Source organism: Sodalis praecaptivus, from assembly GCF_000517425.1.
Classification (GTDB): domain Bacteria; phylum Pseudomonadota; class Gammaproteobacteria; order Enterobacterales; family Enterobacteriaceae; genus Sodalis_A; species Sodalis_A praecaptivus.
In genome coordinates, this window is sequence record NZ_CP006569.1 from 3,957,010 (window position 1) to 3,978,015 (window position 21,006).

Annotated in this window: 16 protein-coding genes and 2 tRNA genes; 2 read left to right on the forward strand and 16 right to left on the reverse strand. The window is 58.7% G+C overall.

Annotated elements, in window-relative coordinates:
• Positions 1-38: 38 nt before the first annotated feature.
• From infB to rlmE, 10 genes are all read right to left on the reverse strand, one after another.
• The gene (infB, locus tag SANT_RS17630) at positions 39-2,747 is read right to left on the reverse strand and encodes a translation initiation factor IF-2 (RefSeq protein WP_025423575.1); all 2,709 of its coding nucleotides are present in this window, start codon (positions 2,745-2,747) and stop codon (positions 39-41) included.
• Positions 2,748-2,772: 25 nt separating this feature from the next.
• A complete protein-coding gene (nusA, locus tag SANT_RS17635) occupies positions 2,773-4,260 on the reverse strand; it encodes a transcription termination factor NusA (RefSeq protein ID WP_025423576.1) in 1,488 nt (495 codons plus the stop codon).
• Positions 4,261-4,281: 21 nt separating this feature from the next.
• Positions 4,282-4,734, reverse strand: coding sequence for a ribosome maturation factor RimP (gene rimP / locus SANT_RS17640; protein ID WP_025423577.1), 453 nt, complete (start codon positions 4,732-4,734; stop codon positions 4,282-4,284).
• Between the two features lie 214 nt (positions 4,735-4,948).
• Positions 4,949-5,025 (reverse strand) — tRNA-Met (locus SANT_RS17645).
• Between the two features lie 59 nt (positions 5,026-5,084).
• A tRNA-Leu gene (locus SANT_RS17650) sits at positions 5,085-5,171 on the reverse strand.
• A gap of 57 nt (positions 5,172-5,228) precedes the next feature.
• Positions 5,229-5,561, reverse strand: a complete 333-nt coding sequence (gene secG, locus SANT_RS17655) for a preprotein translocase subunit SecG (protein WP_011410237.1) — start codon at positions 5,559-5,561, stop codon at positions 5,229-5,231.
• A gap of 563 nt (positions 5,562-6,124) precedes the next feature.
• A complete protein-coding gene (glmM, locus tag SANT_RS17660; RefSeq protein WP_025244763.1) occupies positions 6,125-7,462 on the reverse strand; it encodes a phosphoglucosamine mutase in 1,338 nt (445 codons plus the stop codon).
• Positions 7,459-8,304 (reverse strand): dihydropteroate synthase, encoded by an 846-nt coding sequence (gene folP, locus SANT_RS17665; RefSeq protein ID WP_025423578.1) that lies wholly within the window; start codon positions 8,302-8,304, stop codon positions 7,459-7,461. The genes glmM and folP overlap by 4 nt, the downstream gene beginning before the upstream one ends.
• Positions 8,305-8,447: 143 nt before the next feature.
• Positions 8,448-10,379, reverse strand: a complete 1,932-nt coding sequence (gene ftsH / locus SANT_RS17670; RefSeq protein ID WP_025423579.1) for an ATP-dependent zinc metalloprotease FtsH — start codon at positions 10,377-10,379, stop codon at positions 8,448-8,450.
• A 55-nt stretch (positions 10,380-10,434) separates the two neighbouring features.
• On the reverse strand, positions 10,435-11,064 hold the full coding sequence (rlmE, locus tag SANT_RS17675; protein WP_025423580.1) for a 23S rRNA (uridine(2552)-2'-O)-methyltransferase RlmE: 630 nt from the start codon (positions 11,062-11,064) through the stop codon (positions 10,435-10,437).
• A 147-nt stretch (positions 11,065-11,211) separates the two neighbouring features.
• Between rlmE and yhbY the strand changes: the two genes are divergently transcribed.
• Positions 11,212-11,505 (forward strand): ribosome assembly RNA-binding protein YhbY, encoded by a 294-nt coding sequence (gene yhbY / locus SANT_RS17680; RefSeq protein WP_025423581.1) that lies wholly within the window; start codon positions 11,212-11,214, stop codon positions 11,503-11,505.
• 143 nt (positions 11,506-11,648) lie between these two features.
• Here the strand turns inward: yhbY and greA are convergent, their stop codons facing one another.
• On the reverse strand, positions 11,649-12,125 hold the full coding sequence (gene greA / locus SANT_RS17685; protein ID WP_025423582.1) for a transcription elongation factor GreA: 477 nt from the start codon (positions 12,123-12,125) through the stop codon (positions 11,649-11,651).
• A 259-nt stretch (positions 12,126-12,384) separates the two neighbouring features.
• On the opposite strand from greA, the gene dacB reads away from it, so the two are divergent.
• Positions 12,385-13,818 carry a serine-type D-Ala-D-Ala carboxypeptidase gene (gene dacB / locus SANT_RS17690; protein ID WP_025423583.1) on the forward strand — a complete coding sequence of 478 codons (1,434 nt, stop codon included), beginning with the start codon at positions 12,385-12,387 and terminating at the stop codon, positions 13,816-13,818.
• A gap of 51 nt (positions 13,819-13,869) precedes the next feature.
• On the opposite strand, the gene SANT_RS17695 is transcribed toward dacB, so the two are convergent.
• From SANT_RS17695 to rplU, 5 genes are all read right to left on the reverse strand, one after another.
• A complete protein-coding gene (locus SANT_RS17695) occupies positions 13,870-17,088 on the reverse strand; it encodes a hypothetical protein (protein WP_025423584.1) in 3,219 nt (1,072 codons plus the stop codon).
• Between the two features lie 849 nt (positions 17,089-17,937).
• On the reverse strand, positions 17,938-19,107 hold the full coding sequence (gene cgtA / locus SANT_RS17700; RefSeq protein WP_025423585.1) for an Obg family GTPase CgtA: 1,170 nt from the start codon (positions 19,105-19,107) through the stop codon (positions 17,938-17,940).
• Positions 19,108-19,123: 16 nt separating this feature from the next.
• Positions 19,124-20,107, reverse strand: coding sequence for a DMT family transporter (locus SANT_RS17705; RefSeq protein WP_025423586.1), 984 nt, complete (start codon positions 20,105-20,107; stop codon positions 19,124-19,126).
• An 89-nt stretch (positions 20,108-20,196) separates the two neighbouring features.
• Entirely contained in the window at positions 20,197-20,454 is a 258-nt protein-coding gene (rpmA, locus tag SANT_RS17710) for a 50S ribosomal protein L27 (RefSeq protein ID WP_025423587.1), read from the reverse strand.
• Positions 20,455-20,469: 15 nt separating this feature from the next.
• Positions 20,470-20,781, reverse strand: coding sequence for a 50S ribosomal protein L21 (gene rplU / locus SANT_RS17715; protein ID WP_025423588.1), 312 nt, complete (start codon positions 20,779-20,781; stop codon positions 20,470-20,472).
• Between the last annotated feature and the right edge of the window lie 225 nt (positions 20,782-21,006).

The window sequence follows — 21,006 nt, forward strand, 5'->3', positions numbered from 1 at the left end:
TCCGCCCCCCTGTAATGTGCGCTGCCGATAACGCGTTATCAGGCAATGGTACGTTGGATCTCGATGGTTTCAAAGACTTCGATCACGTCGCCTGAACGTACGTCGTTATAGTTCTTCACGCCGATGCCGCACTCCATGCCGTTACGCACTTCGTTAACGTCGTCTTTAAAGCGACGCAGCGACTCCAGTTCACCTTCGTAGATCACCACGTTTTCACGCAGCACACGGATTTTGTTGTGACGCTTCACCACGCCTTCCGTCACCATACAGCCGGCGATAGCGCCGAATTTCGGTGAACGGAACACATCGCGCACTTCCGCCAGACCGATGATTTCCTGTTTGTATTCCGGCGCCAGCATGCCGCTCATCGCCTGTTTGACTTCATCAATCAAATCGTAGATGACCGAGTAATAGCGCAGATCCAGGTTTTCCGCTTCGATGACGCGGCGAGCGGAGGCATCGGCACGCACGTTAAAGCCCAGCAGGATGGCGTTGGAAGCCGCCGCCAGCGTCGCGTCGGTCTCGGTAATGCCGCCCACGCCGGAGCCGACAATCTTCACCTTCACTTCGTCGGTGGACAAATTCTCCAGCGCGTCGCTGATGGCTTCAGCGGAACCCTGTACGTCAGACTTCAGCACGATGTTCAGCTCGGACACTTCCCCTTCGGTCATGTTGGCGAACATGTTTTCCAGTTTGGACTTCTGCTGGCGCGCCAGTTTGACTTCGCGGAATTTGCCTTGACGATACAGCGCCACTTCGCGCGCTTTCTTCTCATCGCGCACTACCGTCGCTTCATCACCGGCGGCCGGCACCCCGGACAGACCGAGGATCTCGACCGGAATCGACGGGCCGGCGGAAGCCACATCACGGCCCACTTCATCGCGCATGGCGCGCACGCGGCCGTACTCGAAACCGCACAGGACAATGTCGCCCCGATTCAGGGTACCTTCACGTACCAGCACCGTTGCCACCGGGCCACGGCCCTTGTCCAGGAAGGATTCGATGACGACACCGCTGGCCATGCCGTTGCGGATCGCTTTTAACTCCAGTACTTCCGCCTGCAGCAAGATGGCGTCCAGCAGTTCGTCAATGCCCGCGCCGGATTTGGCGGAAACATGCACGAACTGGCTTTCACCGCCCCACTCCTCCGGAATGACGCCGTATTGGGTCAGCTCATTCTTGACCCGATCCGGATCCGCTTCCGGCTTATCGATCTTGTTGACCGCCACCACCACCGGTACTTTGGCCGCTTTGGCGTGCTGGATGGCTTCGATAGTCTGCGGCATCACGCCGTCATCGGCAGCCACCACCAGCACCACGATATCCGTCGCCTGCGCACCGCGGGCGCGCATTGCGGTAAAGGCCGCATGCCCCGGGGTATCAAGGAAGGTTATCATGCCGTTATCGGTTTCCACATGGTAGGCGCCGATATGCTGGGTAATGCCCCCGGCCTCGCCTGCCGCCACCTTGGTGGAGCGGATATAGTCCAGGAGCGAGGTTTTACCGTGGTCGACGTGACCCATGATGGTCACCACCGGCGCGCGCGATTCCGCGGCGGCGGAGCTGCCGGTATCACGGTCGGACATCACCGACTCTTCCAGCTCGTTCTCACGGCGTAAAATCACCTTGTGACCCATCTCTTCCGCCACCAGTTGCGCGGTTTCCTGATCGATTACCTGGTTGATGGTCGCCATGGCGCCGAGCTTCATCATCGCTTTGATGACCTGCGATCCTTTCACCGCCATTTTGTTGGCCAGTTCCGCCACGGTGATGGTTTCGCCGATGACCACGTCGCGGTTCACCGCCTGCGCCGGCTTGTTAAAGCCCTGCGTCAGCGTGCTCGGTTTACGCTTGCCCTTACCGCCACGGCCCACGGCACGCGCTTCTTCGCGATCGGCCTTGGATTCGGACAAACGGCTGGTCTTCTTCTGTTTGGTGGCTTTACCACCGCGGGTGCGGCTGCGGCGATCGCCTTCCACTTTGCGATCGTTTTCGTCTTCAGCTTCCCGGGCGTGGTGAGAGGTCGTAACGTGGTAATCGGTGGTGTCTTCCTCCGCCGGCTCAGGCGCGTTATCCCAGGTGCCGCCGCGTTCTTCGGCCATACGACGCGCTTCTTCCGCGACCTGGAGAGCCTTTTCTTCGACCTTGCGACGCGTTTCCTCTTCCGCTTTGCGTCTTAGCTCCGCGGCTTCGGCTTCACGGCGAGCTTTTTCAGCCGCCTGTGGTGACTTGGTCATAGTATTGGTCTGCTGGTTAGTCAATTTATCACTTTCCGCTGCCACACGTTTCGCTTGTTCAGCGGCCTCACGCTTGGCCTTCTCTTCGGCCGCGCGTTTTGCTTTTTCTTCGGCGTCACGTTTCGCTTTTTCGGCGGCTTCACGCTGGGCCTGCTGCTGAGCCAACTCTTCCGCTTCACGCCGGGCCTGTTCTTCCGCTTCAGCCTGCTCTTGCGCCTGCGGATCGCGTTGCACATAGGTGCGCTTCTTGCGCACTTCGATTTGCACCGACTTACTTTTACCGCCGGTGCTGGGAATATTCAAGGTGCTGCGCGTTTTGCGCTGCAAAGTTAATTTATTGGGCGCCGCGCCGCGATCGCGGTTCAGGTGCGCCAGTAAGGTTTCTTTTTCCTGCTGGGTCACAGAATCCACTGCGGTTTTATCAATGCCCGCATCAGCAAATTGCTGTACCAGGCGATCGACCGGAGTCTGTATTTCTGCGGCGAGCGATTTTACGGTTACATCTGTCATGCTGTTCCTTTCCTGCTACAGTTTATTACGCGTTGTCGCCAAACCAGCAAATATTGCGCGCGGCCATAATCAGCTCGCCGGCTTTTTCACTACTCAGCCCTTCAATATCTGACAGGTCGTCGACACCCTGTTCGGCAAGATCTTCCAGCGTACAAACACCACGCGCCGCCAGCTTGAACGCCATGTCGCGCTCAAGTTCAGGCAGACCCAGCAGGTCTTCAGCCGGTACGCCCGCGCCGCGATTCTCTTCCTGCGCCAGGGCAAGCGTGGTCAGCGCATTCTTCGCCCGTTCGCGCAGCGCTTCCACCGTGTCTTCATCGAGCCCTTGAATTTCCAGCAGTTCGTTTATCGGTACGTAGGCCAGCTCCTCAAGAGATGAGAAACCTTCCTCCACCAGTACCTCGGCGAACTCTTCATCGATATCCAGATTGCGGGTAAAGATATCGATGGCCGCATGGGCTTCAGCTTGATGTTTTGCCTGCAGATCCTCTACCGTCATTACGTTCAGCTCCCAGCCGCTAAGCTGGGAAGCCAGCCGGACGTTTTGTCCGTTGCGGCCGATAGCCTGGGCAAGATTGCCCGCTTCTACCGCGATATCCATGGTGTGCTTGTCCTCGTCCACCACGATGGAGGCGACATCGGCAGGAGCCATGGCGTTAATAACGAACTGGGCCGGGTTGTCATCCCACAGCACGATATCGATGCGTTCACCGCCCAATTCGCTGGACACCGCCTGGACGCGCGCGCCGCGCATGCCGACGCAGGCGCCGACCGGATCAATACGCTTGTCGTTGGTCTTCACGGCGATTTTCGCCCGTGAGCCCGGATCGCGGGCGGCGGCCTTGATTTCAATCACTTCTTCGCCGATTTCCGGCACCTCAATGCGGAACAGCTCTACCAACATCTCCGACCGAGACCGGCTGACAAACAGCTGCGCGCCGCGCGCTTCCGGACGCACAGAATATAACACGCCGCGAATACGGTCGCCGGGACGGAAATTTTCACGCGGCAGCATGTCTTCACGGCCGATCACCGCTTCGGCATTGCTGCCCAGATCGAGACTGATGCTATCCCGATTAACTTTTTTCACCACGCCGGTGACGATTTCGCCTTCATGACTGCGGAACTGATCGACCACCATCGCCCGCTCGGCTTCACGCACTTTTTGCACGATGACTTGCTTGGCGGTCTGGGTGGTAATACGGTCAAACACGACCGATTCAATTTCATCTTCGATGTAGCCGCCAAGCTGCGCCTCAGGGTCGTCAAACTGCGCCGCGTCCAGGGTGATTTCCCGGGTGGGCTGAGTCACTTCATCCACGATGAGCCAACGGCGGAAGGTATCGAAATCCCCCGATTTGCGGTCGATGCTGACGCGGACTTCGATTTCCTGTTCGTATTTTTTCTTCGTTGCCGTGGCCAGTGCCGTCTCTAGCGCCTCGAAAATCTTTTCCCGCGGGACGGCTTTCTCGTTGGACACTGCCTCAACAACAGCCAGAATTTCTTTATTCATCCTAGTTGCCTCAGTAAAACGTTAAAAGTGGGGTACCAGGTTCGCTTTCTGGATATTGTTCAAAGCGAACACGTCATCTTTTCCTTCCACCGTCACGGTGATCATGTCACCGTCAACCGCTTTGATGATCCCCTGCCATTTACGGCGGTTTTGTACCGCGATACGGAGCACCACGCTGACGTCGCTACCGATAAATTGACGATAATGTGCGGCGGTAAACAGCGGGCGATCCAGGCCCGGTGATGAGACTTCAAGGCTATAGGCCACGGAGATAGGGTCTTCGACGTCCAGTACCGCGCTGACCTGGTGGCTTACATCAGCACAATCATCAACGGTGATGCCCTCGTCACTATCGATATAAATGCGCAGCGTCGACTGGCGGCCACGAATAAATTCAATACCCACCAGCTCGAACCCTAGGGCTTCCACGGGTGCCGTGATCATCTCTGTCAATTTTTGTTCTAATGTGGACAAGGCCACCCCCAAGACATAAAAAAAGGGCTTATTAGCCCAGTATTACTGTAGTGAAATAACAAAAAACCCCGAAAATTCGGGGCGTTAAGTGACTGGACCCTGTAAACCGCAGGCGGTTTTGAAACCATTCCAGAAGAATTATTTTTCAAAACGCCTGTGATGGTAAACCTAACGCCTACAGACAGTATATTTGAAAAAGCACTCTAAGGGAATGTGGTTGCGGGGGCCGGATTTGAACCGACGACCTTCGGGTTATGAGCCCGACGAGCTACCAGGCTGCTCCACCCCGCGTCCGAAAACGCTGAAAATACTACGCTGATAACCCTAAAAAAGCAAGTTATCTCTGGGATTGGTACCGAGGACGGGACTTGAACCCGTAAGCCCAATCGGGCACTACCACCTCAAGGTAGCGTGTCTACCAATTCCACCACCTCGGCACTTTCTATCGACTCTTACGCTGCTGTTTCGTTGCCTTGCCGGGCAACGCTTAACGCTTACTGCGGAATATCGTTACCTGGTTTCGCCGGCGCTTCGGCTGGTGCCTTATCCGCCTGCTGAGCCTGATTCAAATTATCCCACTGGCTGCCTTTTTGACCATGATTGCTGCTCAGGTTGCCCAGCACCAGGCTGAGAACGAAGAACAGCGTCGCCAGCACGGCCGTCATACGGGTCATGAAATTACCGGAACCGCTTGAACCGAACAGGGTGCCAGAGGCGCCTGCACCGAACGAGGCTCCCATATCAGCACCTTTACCTTGTTGCAGCATGATCAGCGCAACCAGGCCGACCGCTACCAACAGGAATATGACTAACAGAGCTTGGTACATAATCTTTCAGTATCCTTGCGGCTACCACCGCACGTTAAGCTATTGCAGCCCCCAATACGGCACTTGGCGTCGCCGACTGAAGCGGGTGTGAATACTAACCAAAGCGCCCCTTGCGTGCAAGGGCATTTTACGGCTGGCTGACCGTTTGCGGAAAAAAACGCCAATGCCGTTCGCCGCTTAGACGCCGGCGCCGGTCGATGGGCCCCGCCAAAGCCGCAGCGGGCGCTGACGCGCTGCTTATGCCGGCGAAAACCGCCGCCTTGCGCCGGTCGTCAGCGCAGCGTCAGCCTGTCTATCCCGGACGGCGGCGTTCGCCGTATCAGCGCTGAAAAATCTTACGTCGCAGCCCGCAGCTTTCATGACATCAGCATCAAAGAGTCTGGCGTTTCAGCTCGCGGCGTCCACCGCATACGCGCCGAAAACCTGACGCTTCTGCCCGCGGCTCACTCGGTATTTGCGTCAGAAGCCTGGCGTTTTAGCCCATCATGTTCACCGCACGTGCGCCGAAATCTGGCACTTTTTCCCGCGGCGTTCACCGCATACGCGCCGACCTTCCGTACATTTTAGCCCGCGGCTTTTACGGCATCCGCGATCTGGTGCGCCAGCCGGCTGACCTGCTCGGTGTCATCCCCTTCGACCATAACGCGGATCAGGGGTTCGGTACCCGACTTACGCAGCAACACCCGCCCGCGCCCGGCCAGCTGCTGCTCCACCTCGGCGCTGGCCTGTTTTACCGCCGCCGATTCCAGCGGATCGTGAAGTCCGGCAAAACGTACATTGACCAGAATCTGCGGCAACAGGCGCATGCCGCTGCAAAGGTCGTGTAAATTCATGTGATTACCGACCATCGCCGACAACACTTGCAGCCCGGCGATAATGCCGTCGCCGGTGGTGGTTTTGTCCAGCAAGATAACATGGCCGGAGTTCTCCGCGCCGATGCGCCAGCCCTTTTCCTGCATTTTTTCCAGCACATAGCGGTCGCCAACGCGGGCGCGCACGAACGGCACCCCCAACTGCTTAAGCGCCAGTTCCAGGCCCATATTGCTCATCAGCGTACCGACCACGCCGCCGGATAACTGGCCCTGACGCAATTTTTCCCGCGCGATGACATACAAAATTTGATCGCCATCCACTTTCTGCCCCAGATGATCCACCATGATCACCCGATCGCCGTCGCCGTCATAGGCGATGCCCAGGTCGGCTTTTTCCGCCAGCACCCGGCTTTGCAACAGACGCACATCGGTGGCGCCGCATTCCTGGTTGATGTTCATACCGTCCGGCTGGCAGCCGAGGGTCACCACCGTCGCGCCGAGTTCGCGCAGCACGCTGGGGGCGATGTGGTAGGTCGCGCCGTTGGCGCAATCTACCACTATCTTCAATCCCTTAAGACTCAGATCGCCAGGGAAAGTCCCTTTGCAAAACTCGATGTAGCGCCCGGCCGCATCGACAATCCGGCTGGCTTTGCCCAATTCCGCCGATTCGACGCAGGTTAAGGGCTTGGCCAGCTCCGCCTCGATAGCTTCTTCCACCTCGTCGGGCAGTTTCGTGCCATCGATGGAAAAAAACTTAATGCCGTTATCGTAGAACGGATTGTGGGAGGCGGAGATAACAATACCCGCCTCGGCGCGAAAGGTGCGGGTCAAATAGGCGATAGCCGGCGTCGGCATAGGGCCGGTAAAAGCGGCGGACAGGCCGGCCGCGGCCAGCCCCGCTTCCAGCGCCGACTCCAGCATATAGCCGGAGATGCGGGTATCTTTGCCGATGATAATTTTACGCGAGCCGTGGCGCGCCAGCACCTTACCGGCGGCCCACCCCAGCTTGAGGACAAAATCCGGCGTAATGGGGGAATCACCGACCTTGCCGCGGATGCCGTCGGTGCCAAAATATTGATGATTGCTCATTGGAAATAGGTTTCCTTCGCTGAAAGCGTGGCTTGCACCACGCGCATTGCTTCCACGGTTTGCCTGACGTCATGAACCCGGATAATCTGCGCCCCCTGCAGCGCGGCGATGACCGCGCAGGCAACGCTGCCCGTAACCCGCTTCTCTGGCGGAAGGTCCAACAATTGACCTATCATCGATTTGCGCGACATCCCCACCAGCAGCGGCAGGCCGAGATGATGAAAATCCCCCAGCCGGGCCAGCAGTTGATAGTTATGCTCCAACGTCTTGCCGAAACCGAAACCCGGATCGAGCAGCAGACGGTCTTTGGCGATGCCGGCCGCTGCGCAGCGCTCAATTTGCTGCACAAAATACGCTTCTATCTCCGCCAGCACATTCTCATAGTGCGGCGCCTGCTGCATGGTGCTCGGATCGCCCTGCATATGCATCAGACAGACGGGCAGCTGGCTGGCGGCGGCGGCGGCCAGGGCGCCCGGTTCGCTCAGCGAGCGGACATCGTTGATCAAATGGGCGCCGGCCGCCGCGCTTTCGCGCATAACCAGCGCTTTGGAGGTATCCACCGAAATAAAGGTGTCGAAGCGCTGCGCCAGCGCAACCACCACCGGCACCACCCGTGCCGCTTCCTCTTCTGCGCTGACCGTCTCCGCCCCCGGGCGGGTGGACTCGCCACCGATATCGATAATGGCCGCGCCGGCGTCCAGCATCGCCGCGGCGTGATCGATTGCGGCGGCCAGATGCTGGTATTTGCCGCCGTCGGAGAATGAGTCCGGGGTTACGTTGAGGATCCCCATGACGCGCGGAATGGAAAGGCTAAGGGTACGCTCTCGAGCTTTAAGTTGCATAACGACGGTTTCCTTGTGCTGTGCAAACTGTAAGGCCGCTATCTTAGCATCTCCTGCGCAAAAAAAAGCCCCGGCGTGTCGTATAACGCGGGGCTGTCGGTAGTACCGCGCCGGGGCCTTGCCGCCGACGCGTGAGGGAACCCTTAACGGTTGCCGAACTGCTCCGACATGGTATTGCCGGGATTCGGCGTGCGCGGTTCATCCACCGGCGTCGGCGCGCGCGGCGTGCCGTCGTCGCCGCTATTGCCGGAGACGGTATCGTCCCAGCCTGCGGGCGGGCGGACCGCCTTGCGGCCCATCAGATCGTCTATCTGCGGCGCATCGATGGTTTCATATTTCATCAGCGCATCCTTCATGGCATGCAGGATATCCATATTTTCCATCAGCAGCGTGCGGGCGCGGACATAATTTCGCTCAATCAGCGACTTCACTTCCTGATCGATGATGCGCGCCGTTTCATCAGACATATGCTTTGCCTTGGCCACCGAACGGCCGAGGAAGACTTCACCCTCTTCCTCCGCATACAGCAGCGGGCCCAGCTTTTCGGAGAAGCCCCACTGGGTCACCATGTTACGGGCAATCGAGGTCGCCACTTTAATATCGTTGGACGCTCCGGTAGACACTTTCGCCGGACCGTAAATGATCTCCTCGGCCAGCCGGCCGCCGTACAGGGTGGAGATTTGGCTTTCCAGCTTCTGGCGGCTGGCGCTGATAGCATCCCCTTCCGGCAGGAAGAAGGTCACCCCCAGGGCGCGGCCGCGCGGGATAATCGTCACTTTATGCACCGGATCGTGCTCCGGCACCAGGCGGCCGATGATCGCATGGCCAGCTTCGTGGTAAGCGGTGGACTCTTTCTGCGCTTCGGTCATCACCATGGAACGGCGCTCGGCGCCCATCATGATTTTGTCCTTGGCCTTCTCAAATTCCACCATCGACACCACGCGCTTGCTGCCGCGGGCGGCAAACAGCGCCGCTTCGTTTACCAGGTTGGCCAAATCGGCGCCCGAGAAGCCAGGCGTGCCGCGCGCAATAACCGACGCATCCATGTCGGGCGCCAGCGGGACGCGGCGCATGTGGACTTTCAGAATCTGTTCACGGCCGCGCACATCGGGCAGGCCCACCACCACCTGGCGGTCGAAACGGCCCGGGCGCAGCAGCGCCGGGTCCAGCACGTCGGGGCGGTTGGTCGCGGCGATGACGATGATACCTTCATTGCCCTCAAAGCCATCCATTTCCACCAGCATCTGGTTCAGGGTCTGTTCGCGCTCGTCATGACCGCCGCCGAGACCGGCACCACGCTGACGCCCGACGGCGTCGATTTCATCGATAAAGATGATGCAGGGCGCCGCTTTTTTCGCCTGCTCGAACATATCGCGCACGCGGGAGGCGCCCACGCCGACGAACATTTCCACGAAGTCGGAACCGGAAATGGTGAAGAACGGGACCTTGGCTTCCCCCGCAATGGCTTTGGCCAGCAGCGTTTTACCGGTCCCTGGCGGCCCCACCATCAGCACGCCTTTCGGGATCTTGCCGCCGAGCTTTTGAAAACGGCTCGGTTCGCGCAGATAATCCACCAGCTCGCTGACCTCTTCTTTCGCTTCATCGCAACCGGCAACATCGGCGAACGTCGTTTTAATCTGGTCTTCCGTCAGCATCCGCGCCTTGCTCTTGCCGAACGACATGGCGCCTTTACCGCCGCCGCCCTGCATTTGACGCATAAAGAAGATCCAGACCCCAATCAGCAATAGCATCGGGAACCAAGAGATAAAGATCGACGCCAGCAGGCTGGGTTCTTCCGGCGGCTCGCCCACGACTTTGACGTTTTTGGTCAACAGGATATCGAGCAGCTTGGGATCGTTGACCGGGATATAGGTGGTGTAGCGGTTACTGTCTTTTTTAGTAACGGTGATTTCACGACCGTTAATACGCGCTTCCCTAACCTGATCCTGATTCAATTCGGACATAAAGGTGGAGTAATCCACTTTACGCCCATTGGACTCGCTGGGCCCGAAGCTCTGGAATACCGACATCAGCACGACTGCGATAACTAGCCAGAGAATCAGGTTCTTCGCCATGTCACTCAAGGGATTAACCTCATATTACAACGGTGTTAACAATTAGCGTAGGGTACTATATTTTGCGCCCTGTCGCCACAATGTACACTTCGCGGGAGCGGGCCCGGGAAGCGTCTGGCTTACGGATTTTTACCTTCGTAAACAGGGAGCGTATTTCCCGCAGGTACTCATCGAAACCTTCTCCCTGAAAGACTTTAACCAGAAAACTCCCACCCGGTGCCAGCACATCCCGGCACATATCGAGCGCCAGCTCCACGAGATACATGGATTTGGGGATATCGACCGCCGGAGTACCGCTCATATTGGGCGCCATGTCGGACAGCACCACCTGCACCTTCTGCTCGCCTACGCGCTCAAGCAACGCCTGCAACACCAGGGGGTCACGGAAATCCCCCTGGAGAAAGTCAACGCCCACCATCGGATCCATCGGCAGGATATCACAGGCGATAATACGCCCTTTGCCGCCGATTTGTGTGGCGACGTATTGCGACCAGCCGCCGGGCGCCGCGCCCAGATCCACCACGGTCATCCCCGGGCGAAATAGCTTGTCGCTCTGCTGTATTTCATCAAGTTTAAACCAGGCACGGGAACGGAGTCCCTTTTTTTGTGCCTGCTGAACATATTTATCGCTAAAGTGTTCCTGCAGCCAGCGGCTGGAGCTTGCAGAACGCTTTTTGGTCGCCATCTTATTTTCCAACTATCTTGTATAGAGTGCAGCGGTGGAAAGATTTGGCCGCCCATGCGCCGATATCGACGGACGCCGATTTGGCGATATGTATGAGATGGCGGTAGAATATGCCGTTTTCAATCCCAACCTAAGTAAAAAACACAAATGAATCTGAATAATAAGCAAAAACAGCATCTTAAAGGGCTGGCCCATGCGCTGAAGCCTGTCGTCATGCTGGGCAATAACGGCTTGACGGAAGGCGTGCTCGCCGAAATCGAACAGGCATTGGAACATCATGAGCTTATCAAGGTGAAAATTGCCGCGGAAGAGCGCGAGACCAAAACGCTGATCGCCGATGCCATCGTTCGTGAAAGCGGCGCCAGCAAGGTACAGGTTATTGGCAATATTCTGGTGCTGTACCGGCCGGCTACAGAGCGGAAAATTACGCTGCCCCGCTAACATCATCTTTTCCGATGGAAAGATGCCACTCTCCGACCCACAGGAAAAGGCCACCCGCGGCCTTTTGCTTTTCTTTACAAAGCCAGCGGCGGCCCGCGGGGGGCATAAGCGGACGGAGGCCGGCTGCGGCGCCGCCCGGATGCTTACAGATACTCCACCTTAAGGATCTCGTACTCCACCTCGCCGCCAGGGGTTTTGATGACGACGATATCCCCTTCTTCCTTGCCCACCAGCCCGCGGGCGATGGGAGAATTAATGGAAATCAGGTTTTGCTTGAAATCGGCCTCATCGTCGCCGACGATGCGGTAGGTTTGCTTCTCTTCGCTATCCAGGTTCTCCACGCTGACCGTGGCGCCGAAAATGACCCGGCCGCTCGGGGCCAGCTTGGTCACATCGATCACCTGCGCATTGGACAGTTTGGCTTCAATTTCCTGGATGCGGCCTTCGCAAAAGCCCTGTTGTTCCCGCGCGGCATGATACTCGGCGTTTTCTTTTAAATCGCCGTGCTCGCGGGCCTCGGCAATAGACCGGATAATTTCGGGGCGACGGACGCTTTTGAGATTTTCGAGCTCTTCCCGCAGTTTTTCAGCGCCGCGCAGGGTCATCGGAATCTGGTTCATAATTGTACCTCTATGTAAATTCTTCCTGCTAAAATAATCGCCGTCCTGGCGTGACAGGCGCTGGCGCGACGCGCGTTTGGCACACGCCGCTCACCAAGCGCAAAGCAAAAGGAGGCGACCCCGGAATTGCTTCCCAGGCCAGCCTCAGTTTTGCATTTTGATACGTATTTTACCGCAGAGTTCGGTGTGGGTCATCGTTTACTTTATCCCTGTTTGCACCGTAGTATGACAGCACGTTACATTGCCGTTGCCCAAAATTATGCGTTTTTTACGATTAGTCATAGGATTGACCAGTGTTTTCATGCTTTCCGCACAGGCGGCGCCGGTTGAAAACTATACGGAATATCTGCCCGACGGCGCCAACCTGGCGCTGGTGGTGCAAAAAGTGGGGGCCCCGCAGCCCGTCATTGATTATCACAGTCAGCAGATGGCCTTGCCCGCCAGCACCATGAAGCTGCTCACCGCGCTGGCGGCGCTGTTGCAGCTGGGCCCGGACTATCGCTTTACCACCACCCTCGAAGCGGCCTCGGCGCCGGTGGGCGGCGTGCTGCGCGGCAACCTGACCGCGCGTTTCGGCGGCGATCCCACGTTTACCCGACAGCGCTTGCGCAATATGGTGGCCGAGCTGCGCAAGCAAGGCATCAAACAAATCACCGGTGACCTGATTATCGACACCTCGGTGTTTGCCAGCCATGACAAAGCCCCCGGCTGGCCCTGGAACGATCTGACGCAATGCTTTAGCGCACCGCCGGGCGCGGCCATTGTCGATCGCAACTGTTTCTCGGTGTCGCTCTACAGCGCCCGGACGGCCGGGGAGCCGGCGTTTATCCGCGTCGCCTCGTATTACCCGGTCCATATGTTCAGCCAGGTGCGTACCCTGGCCCGCGGCGACGGCGCGGCGCAATATTGCGAGCTGGACGTGGTGCCGGGAGAGCTTAACCGCTATACCCTTACCGGCTGCATGACCCAGCGCGCCGAACCGCTACCGCTGGCGTTCGCCATTCAGGACGGCGCCAGCTATGCCGGCGCCATCCTCAAAGACGAATTGCAGCAGGCGGATATCACGCTGAGCGGCACGCTCCTGCGCCAGACGCAGCCCAGCCCGCCGGGACACATTTTGGCGCAATCCTCTTCCGCACGGCTGCACGATTTACTGCATATTATGCTGAAAAAATCCGACAATATGATTGCCGACACGGTTTTTCGCATGATTGGCCACGAACGCTTCAAAGTGCCGGGCACCTGGCGCGCGGGCTCGGATGCGGTGCGCCAGATCCTGCGTCAGCAGGCGGGCATCGATCTGGGCAACAGTATTCAGGTGGATGGTTCCGGTCTGTCGCGCCACGATTTGATTTCCCCCGCCACCATGATGCAGGTGCTGCAATATATCGGTCAGCACGATCAGACGCTGGACTTTATCTCCATGCTGCCGCTGGCGGGTTATGACGGTACGCTCATGTACCGCGCGGGTCTGCATGAGGCTGGGGTCGATGGCAAAGTGTCGGCGAAAACCGGCTCGCTACAGGGCGTCTACAACCTGGCGGGCTTTATCACCACCGCCAGCGGTCAACGTATGGCGTTTGTGCAATATCTCTCCGGCTATGCGGTGCCGCCGGCGGATCAACGCGCGCGCCGCGTTCCGCTGGTGCGTTTCGAGAGCCGGTTGTATAAAGATATTTATCAGAATAACTAGTCGTTTCGCGCCCGGTCGGCCCACGCGCCGGCCGGGCGACGCTCTTCTTTCCTACAAGCGGCTGGCGATGATTTTTTCCAACAATTTCCGCAGATCACGGCAGCAGATGGCGGCCATCAGGTGCTCGATGTGCCGCAATGTGCCGTTATCGTTGCGGTGATAGGGGCGGCCTTGACCGATGTCGACGACAAACTGCGCGATACAATCGGCGTTGTCCATAATGATATTGGCCTGTAGCATTTTGTCCGCTCTGACCCGCTCGATGAATTCCAGCGGCGTTAGGGGCCGTAATTTGCAGAAATTTTCATAGCCTTTCACGAAGGTCTTCGCGTAGGGCAGCGTCTCGCCATTGCGATTATTAATCGCATCATAGAACTGCTTCAGGATAGTCGTGACGTCCACAGGCTGGCCGTTGCTCGGCAGGAACAGAAAATCCTGGGCGCCCGCCTGGATATGGGAAATTTCATGCAGGATTGTGACATGCATCGGATAGTGTTTTTCAACCCTGTCGTTATCCACCATAATCACCACCCTGTTTCCCGCATCATTGGGCAGGGTCACGCCCAGCGGGATGGTCGGATCGTAGCTAAAGGGCTGGCCCGGGGTTCTCGACGAGGCGAAAAGGATATTGGTTTTGTGATGGCGCAGGTAGTCATTGAGACTGATGAGATAATAGCGTAGCCGCAAAATGGCCTGGGTGAGGATAAGATCATCTTGGGTATGCAGTACGCCGCTGAGATAGCGTCTGATGCTGCTATCGCCGGCAATGTTCTGCGTCCCCGTCAGCGTATCTTCAATCTCGTCGAAATAGATATCAAGCGCACGCCTGACATAGTCATGGGCCAACTCAACCTCATGGATGAAACGCTTCAAGTTTTGCCGCAGATACTGAAAGGCGGGAGGAATGGTTTGCATCTGCTTGCCATAGGAATACACATGAACTTTGAAGTTACGCAGATATGCCATCACTCTGCCCTCTTCCCAACCCGCCGCCTCACAACGTCGAATTTCGTTGCGCGCATAGTACGCTCTTACCGTGGCGTCTAAATCCTCGGTCAGGTCCTGCTTACGCTCGAACAGAAATTTATAGTACCCCATGGGATGAATGAAACTGGCCAGTCGCGACATAGGAAGGGGGGATGGCGAGTAGCTCGCCAGGGGGAAAAGCGACACGCTCTGCGCCTGTTGCGACGGCATCAGGTCATAGGTCGGGCGGTAGGCGTCTTGCAGGAGTGAGGCGGCCGATCCGGACGGCATGGCGGCATCCGCTGCGCGACGATCGGGGGCGCTACTCTGCGCCGCCTCTTTGGTTCCCTCAATGACTTCGGCAAGGCATGTCAAAATAGCATCCCATTCCATGTTATGTGTATTGAGGTCCGAAAAGCGTTCGCCGGCAGGCGCAGCCCTGGCCGGCACCGCTTGCGGAGCGACAGACGCATTAATAGCTCCCGTGACGCAGGGCGTGACGGCAACGGCGAACGGGGATGCGGTGGCGGACGGACCCGCAGCGGGCAACGCGGCGTTTATCGGCGCGCCCCTAACAATAGCGGCGTCGGATGCGTCCACGACCAGCGGCGCGGCGTTTATTGGCGCGCCCGTAACGATCGCGGCGGCGGACACATCCACGGCGGGCGATGCAGCATGGACCGGCGCGCCCTTAACATTAACGGATGCGGAGCCCTCCTGGGCGCGCGGCGCGGCATGGACCGGCGCGCCCTTAACATTAACGGACGCGGAGCCCTCACCGGCGGCCGGCACGGCATGGACCGGCGCGCCCTTAACATTAACGGACGCGGAGCCCTCACCGGCGCGCGGCGCGGCATGGACCGGCGCGCCCTTAAGATGAACGGACGCGGAGCCCTCACCGGCGGCCGGCACGGCATGGACCAGCGCGCCCTTAACATTAACGGACGCGGAGCCCTCACCGGCGGCCGGCGCGCCATGGACCGGCGCACCTTTAACAATAACGGACGCGAAGCCTTCACCGGCGGTCGGCGCGGCATGGACCGGCGCGACCTTAAGATGAACGGACGCGGTGCCCTCACCGGCGCGCGGCGCGCCATGGACCGGCGCGCCCTTAAGATGAACGGACGCGGTGCCCTCACCGGCGCGCGGCGCGGCATGGACCGGCTCACGCTTAACATTAACGGACACGGAGCCCTCACGGGCGGCCGGCGCGGCATGGACCGGCTCACGCTTAACCTTAACGGACGCGAAGCCCTCACGGGCGGCCGGCGCGGCATAGACCGGCGCACCTTTAACATTAACGGACGCGGTGCCCTCCTGGGCGGCCGGCGCGGCATGGACCGGCGCGCCCTTAACATTAACGGACGCGGTGCCCTCCTGGGCGGGCGGCGGCGTGCCCACAGGCTCGCGCTTCACCAAAGCGGCAGACGCCGTCGTAGCCGGCGCCCTGACTTCCTGCGCGTCCGACAACCCGGATACGCCGTTCACCGTGCTGGTGCCCGGCGCGGCCGTCCTCTTCTCCACCCCGCCGGGCGCGGCGCTAATCGCTCTCGCCATCGCACCGGCAAAGGCGGTGCCTATCGCCGGAAGCGCATCACCCCGACTCGCGGTACCCGTCCATAATTCACCGATAAGATTGCCATAACCGCTCAGGGTTTCGTTTGCAGGTATAACATCTCCCGCCGTCGGCTGAGACCAATAAGGTGTCCAGGCGCTAAAAACCAGGGTCTCTCTGCTTCCTTGCGCCGAGGTGTCAATGACGCTGGCCGCCAGCATACACATCATATTGCGCCAGCCCCAGCCGGCGATGGCTCCGGGCCAGGGAACGCTGGTCATCCTTATCTGCGCGCCCTGATCGCTGTGGAAGTTATTGCGATAACCCGCCTCCGATCCTCGCCGATAGGTAGGGTATCCGTGCGCGCGCGCGTCTGGCCTGTCGCCGTTGATGGCGATCGCTGCGGGTATTGCCCCTTGCGCCAGGGCGGCGGTGGGGAGCGGCGTGGAGGCGTCCGCCTCACCGGCGGTCGCGTTCAGTGCGGCATAGCGTAGTTGACGGTAGGGCGATGGTTCGGGCTTCTGCTGTTTTTTTACGCCATGACGAGAGCGGTTTTTGCCCCGTGGCGCTTTGCCGGGGGACGGGGTAGCCGGACTCCCGCCGCCGGGCTGACGCTGCCTGCGGGCGGCGGCGTTGCCGAGATCGGTAACCGCATCGCCCGAACGCCGGTCATTATCGGTCTGCGGCGGGCGTTCGGGGGCGGTACGCTCCATCGGCGCGGGGGCCGCCGCCCGCGGCGCAGGAGGCAAAGGACACGCCTTTGCGCCGTGGTGAGGCCGCGCGTGGGGCCGGGATGTTTTCTTCAGCAGCGCATTTATCATCAGCGGGAAGTGACTTGCGGCGGCTGGCACCGATGAACGCCCGCGCGGGCAGAGGGGAATCGCCGGCCTCACCGCCCGACGTTCGACCATGGCGGGCGACCGGGGCGGGGTGTGTGGCGTTCCTACGCCGGGTGAAGCCGGTGATGTGGATTGACGAGAAGCGTTCAATCCTGCTTTTTGCCTGACATCCAGGGTATTCGGCATAGTGACTCCTGTTCAGTTCCATTGGGTCGAAGTGACACCTCGCAACGCCGTTCGGGCCGCGGCGCGTCATGGCGTGATGCCGCCAACATTCAGGCACTGCCGGGCCTGCCATCAAGGGAGCCCCTGAGGGATAGCGCACGCATCGTTGAGGACATGTACCGCCCATCCTGACGGCCGGGTCATGTGGGACGGGTGAAATGTAACGAGCAGCAGGCAGTCGGCGCTGCGTATAGCCTTTCTCGCGGCTTTAGTGACCAGGGTAGTATGAAAGCCGCGGCAGCGACATGAAGAAAAGACGGTTTAATCACAACCGGTAATTTTCAGCGGATTCTTCAGCGATAGGGCCAATCTACCGTTGTAGACGGGCAGCAGGCAAGAGGATTTGCCCCCGGACGGATGGCCCGTAATGGAAATATCTTACGGCCTGAAAAGACATTCTCCCAGACGCAACGCGCGGTTAGGCAGCAATATCGCGGCTGGGGGAGGCGGAGATAGCCAGTCAGCACTTACTGACCAGCTATCGCCAACCGGGCGATGCCATGACCGCCAGGGGAGGAAAAGAGTTATTGATGCTCAGCGCTGATAGATTGTTTCCACGCCGTCTTCATCGTCCTCATCCCAATCATCATCATCCAGATCCTCTTCGACTTCCGCCTGCATGAGCTGATCGCGGTGATAATCATCCCACATGAATTCCACTTTTTCCGGCCCCGCCTCGGGCGCCGCCTGCTCTTTAGGATGCGCGTTGATAAACGCCATCACATCCCAGCACAGCGCCTTCACGCCGTCGCGATTGGCGGCGGAAATCAGATAGTATTGCGTTTCCCAACCCAACGCCTCGGCAATGGCCTTGGCGCGCGCCGCCGCTTCCTCAGCGCCAAGCAGATCCGCTTTATTGAATACCAGCCAGCGCGGTTTGGCGGCCAGCTTTTCACTGTAGCGTTCCAGCTCGGTGACGATAATGCGGGCGTTTTCGACCGGATCGGATTCGTCCACCGGCGCCAGATCGATAAGATGCAGCAACACCCGGCAGCGCTCCAGATGCTTAAGGAAACGAATACCCAAACCAGCGCCGTCGGCCGCGCCTTCGATCAGTCCGGGAATATCCGCCACCACGAAGCTCTGCTCGTTATCCATGCGTACCACGCCGAGGCTTGGCACCAGCGTGGTAAACGGATAATCCGCCACTTTCGGCTTGGCCGCCGATACCGCGCGGATAAACGTAGACTTACCGGCATTGGGCAGACCGAGCATACCGACGTCCGCCAACAGCATCAGCTCTAGCTGGATCTCGCGGATCTCGCCTTTGGTACCGTCGGTTTTCTGCCGCGGCGCCCGATTGACCGACGATTTAAAACGCGTGTTGCCCAAGCCGTGAAAACCGCCTTTGGCCACCATCAGCCGCTGCTCGTGGCGGGTCATATCGCCCATGACTTCGTTGGTGCCCAAATCCAGCACCCGGGTACCCACCGGCACTTTGATAACGATGTCTTTGCCGCGCTTGCCGGTACAATCCCGGCTCTGGCCGTTTTGTCCGCGCTCGGCGCGAAAGTTTTTCTCAAATCGGTAATCGATGAGGGTGTTCAGGTTTTCATCCGCCAGCAGCCACACATCGCCGCCATCGCCGCCGTCGCCGCCGTCCGGCCCGCCGCGGGGAATGTATTTTTCCCGGCGAAAGCTGACGCAGCCGTTGCCGCCGTCGCCCGCCGCCGCCAAAATGGCGGCTTCATCAACAAACTTCATGATAACTCTCCATAACTCATTTGCCGGGCGGCTTGATAACGGCGGCCGGGGCCCGTCTGTTCAGCCCGGGCCACCAGCGGTGACCGACAGCGGAACACATCGCACCCGCCACCACCACGACCGCGCCGCTATAGCCGACAAAGTTCAGCGGCGGCGGCGCGAAGGCCGCAGGCCAGAACAGCGCCAGCAAATTAGAAAAAATCAGGGTAAACAGCGGCGTCAGGGTAATAATGGCGCTCACTTGCGCCGCCTGCCAGCGCGCCATGGCTTCCGCCAGCGCGCCATATCCCACCAGCGTATTCAGGCCGCAGAACAGCAGGCAGGCCAACTGGCCGCCGGTTAATTGCAAAAGCGTCAGCGGCTTCGCCACCACCGTCAGCGCTATTGTACACAAAATATACAGCAACAACAGAATCTGTTGTGATGCCAGGCGCCGCAGCAAGACTTTTTGCGCCACGCCATAACTCACCCAAACCATCGCCGCGCAACAGCCAAAGATCACCCCCAGGGTGTTGGCGGTCAGACGGGTGAAAATCTCGCGCAGGCTGCTGTTGAAAAACATCAGCAAACCGCCTATCAGCATAATGGCACCAATCAGCTGCGTGATGCGCATGCGCTCTTTGAGAATGACGACGCTCGCCAGCATCATACCCACCGGCGACAGCTGGCCGATGACCTGCGAAGCGGTGGGGTTCAAATATTGCAGCGACGTGCTAAAAAAAACAAAGTTGCCTAAAAGCCCGGCGGTCGCCACCGCGAGCAGTATTAGCCAGCGCCAGCGGAAAAACAGCCGCAGGGGCGGCAATTGCCTGCGCGGCGCCAATAGCAGCAACAGCCCGATACCGGCCATTAAAAAACGGTACCAAACCACGGTGTAAGGCTCCATGGTGGTAAGGACCTGCTTCATGGCAATGGGGAGCGCGCCCCAGCACATGGCGGTGGTCAAAGCGAGCGCAATGCCGATGCCCGCCTGCTGTCCAGCCTGCTGCGTATTTTTCATGATGAACGGTGAGCGTAAAACAGCGGAATAAAGTAAAAAGCCCCGCAACCAGGTGCGGGGCTTTACTCGGCTATCGGAGAACGGAAAATTTATTCAGCAACGATGCTAACAAATTTACGGTTCTTCGGGCCCTTCACTTCAAACTGGATTTTACCCGTCGTTAAAGCGAACAGCGTATGATCTTTACCGCAGCCTACGTTGGTCCCCGGGTGGAACTTGGTTCCACGCTGACGGACGATGATGCTGCCGGCATTTACCGTTTCGCCGCCGAAGCGTTTAACGCCCAGGCGTTTACTTTCTGAGTCGCGACCGTTACGTGTGGAGCCGCCAGCCTTTTTGTGTGCCATGAGTCTGCTCTCCTGTTAAGCGCCAATACCGGTGATTTTAACGTCAGTGAACCACTGACGGTGGCCCTGATGCTTACGGAAGTGCTTACGGCGACGAAATTTCACAATCATCACCTTATCGCCGCGACCGTGAGCCACAACTTCCGCCGTGATCTTGCCGCCGCTCACGAAAGGACCGCCGATCTGGATGTCGTCGCCGTTGGCGATCATCATAACCTGGTCAAACTCAACAGTTTCACCCGTTGCGATGTCCAGCTTTTCAAGGCGAACGGTCTGACCTTCGCTCACCCGGTGTTGTTTACCACCACTTTGGAAAACCGCGTACATAAAAAACTCCGCTTTCCGCACGCTCAATCTGTAATCGTCTGGAGCGTGCTATAAATATTCACAATAGGGCGCGAATTCTACGCAAGAATCTCACTAAAGACAAGTGCAGAATACATACAGAAAGCGAAAAAGGTGCAGTTTCTTCATCGCCATTTATCTCTTACGTTTTTCAAGTACAATCAGTAACACTCTTTCCGCCATTCGGTCCCGTGTGCGGCATTACAC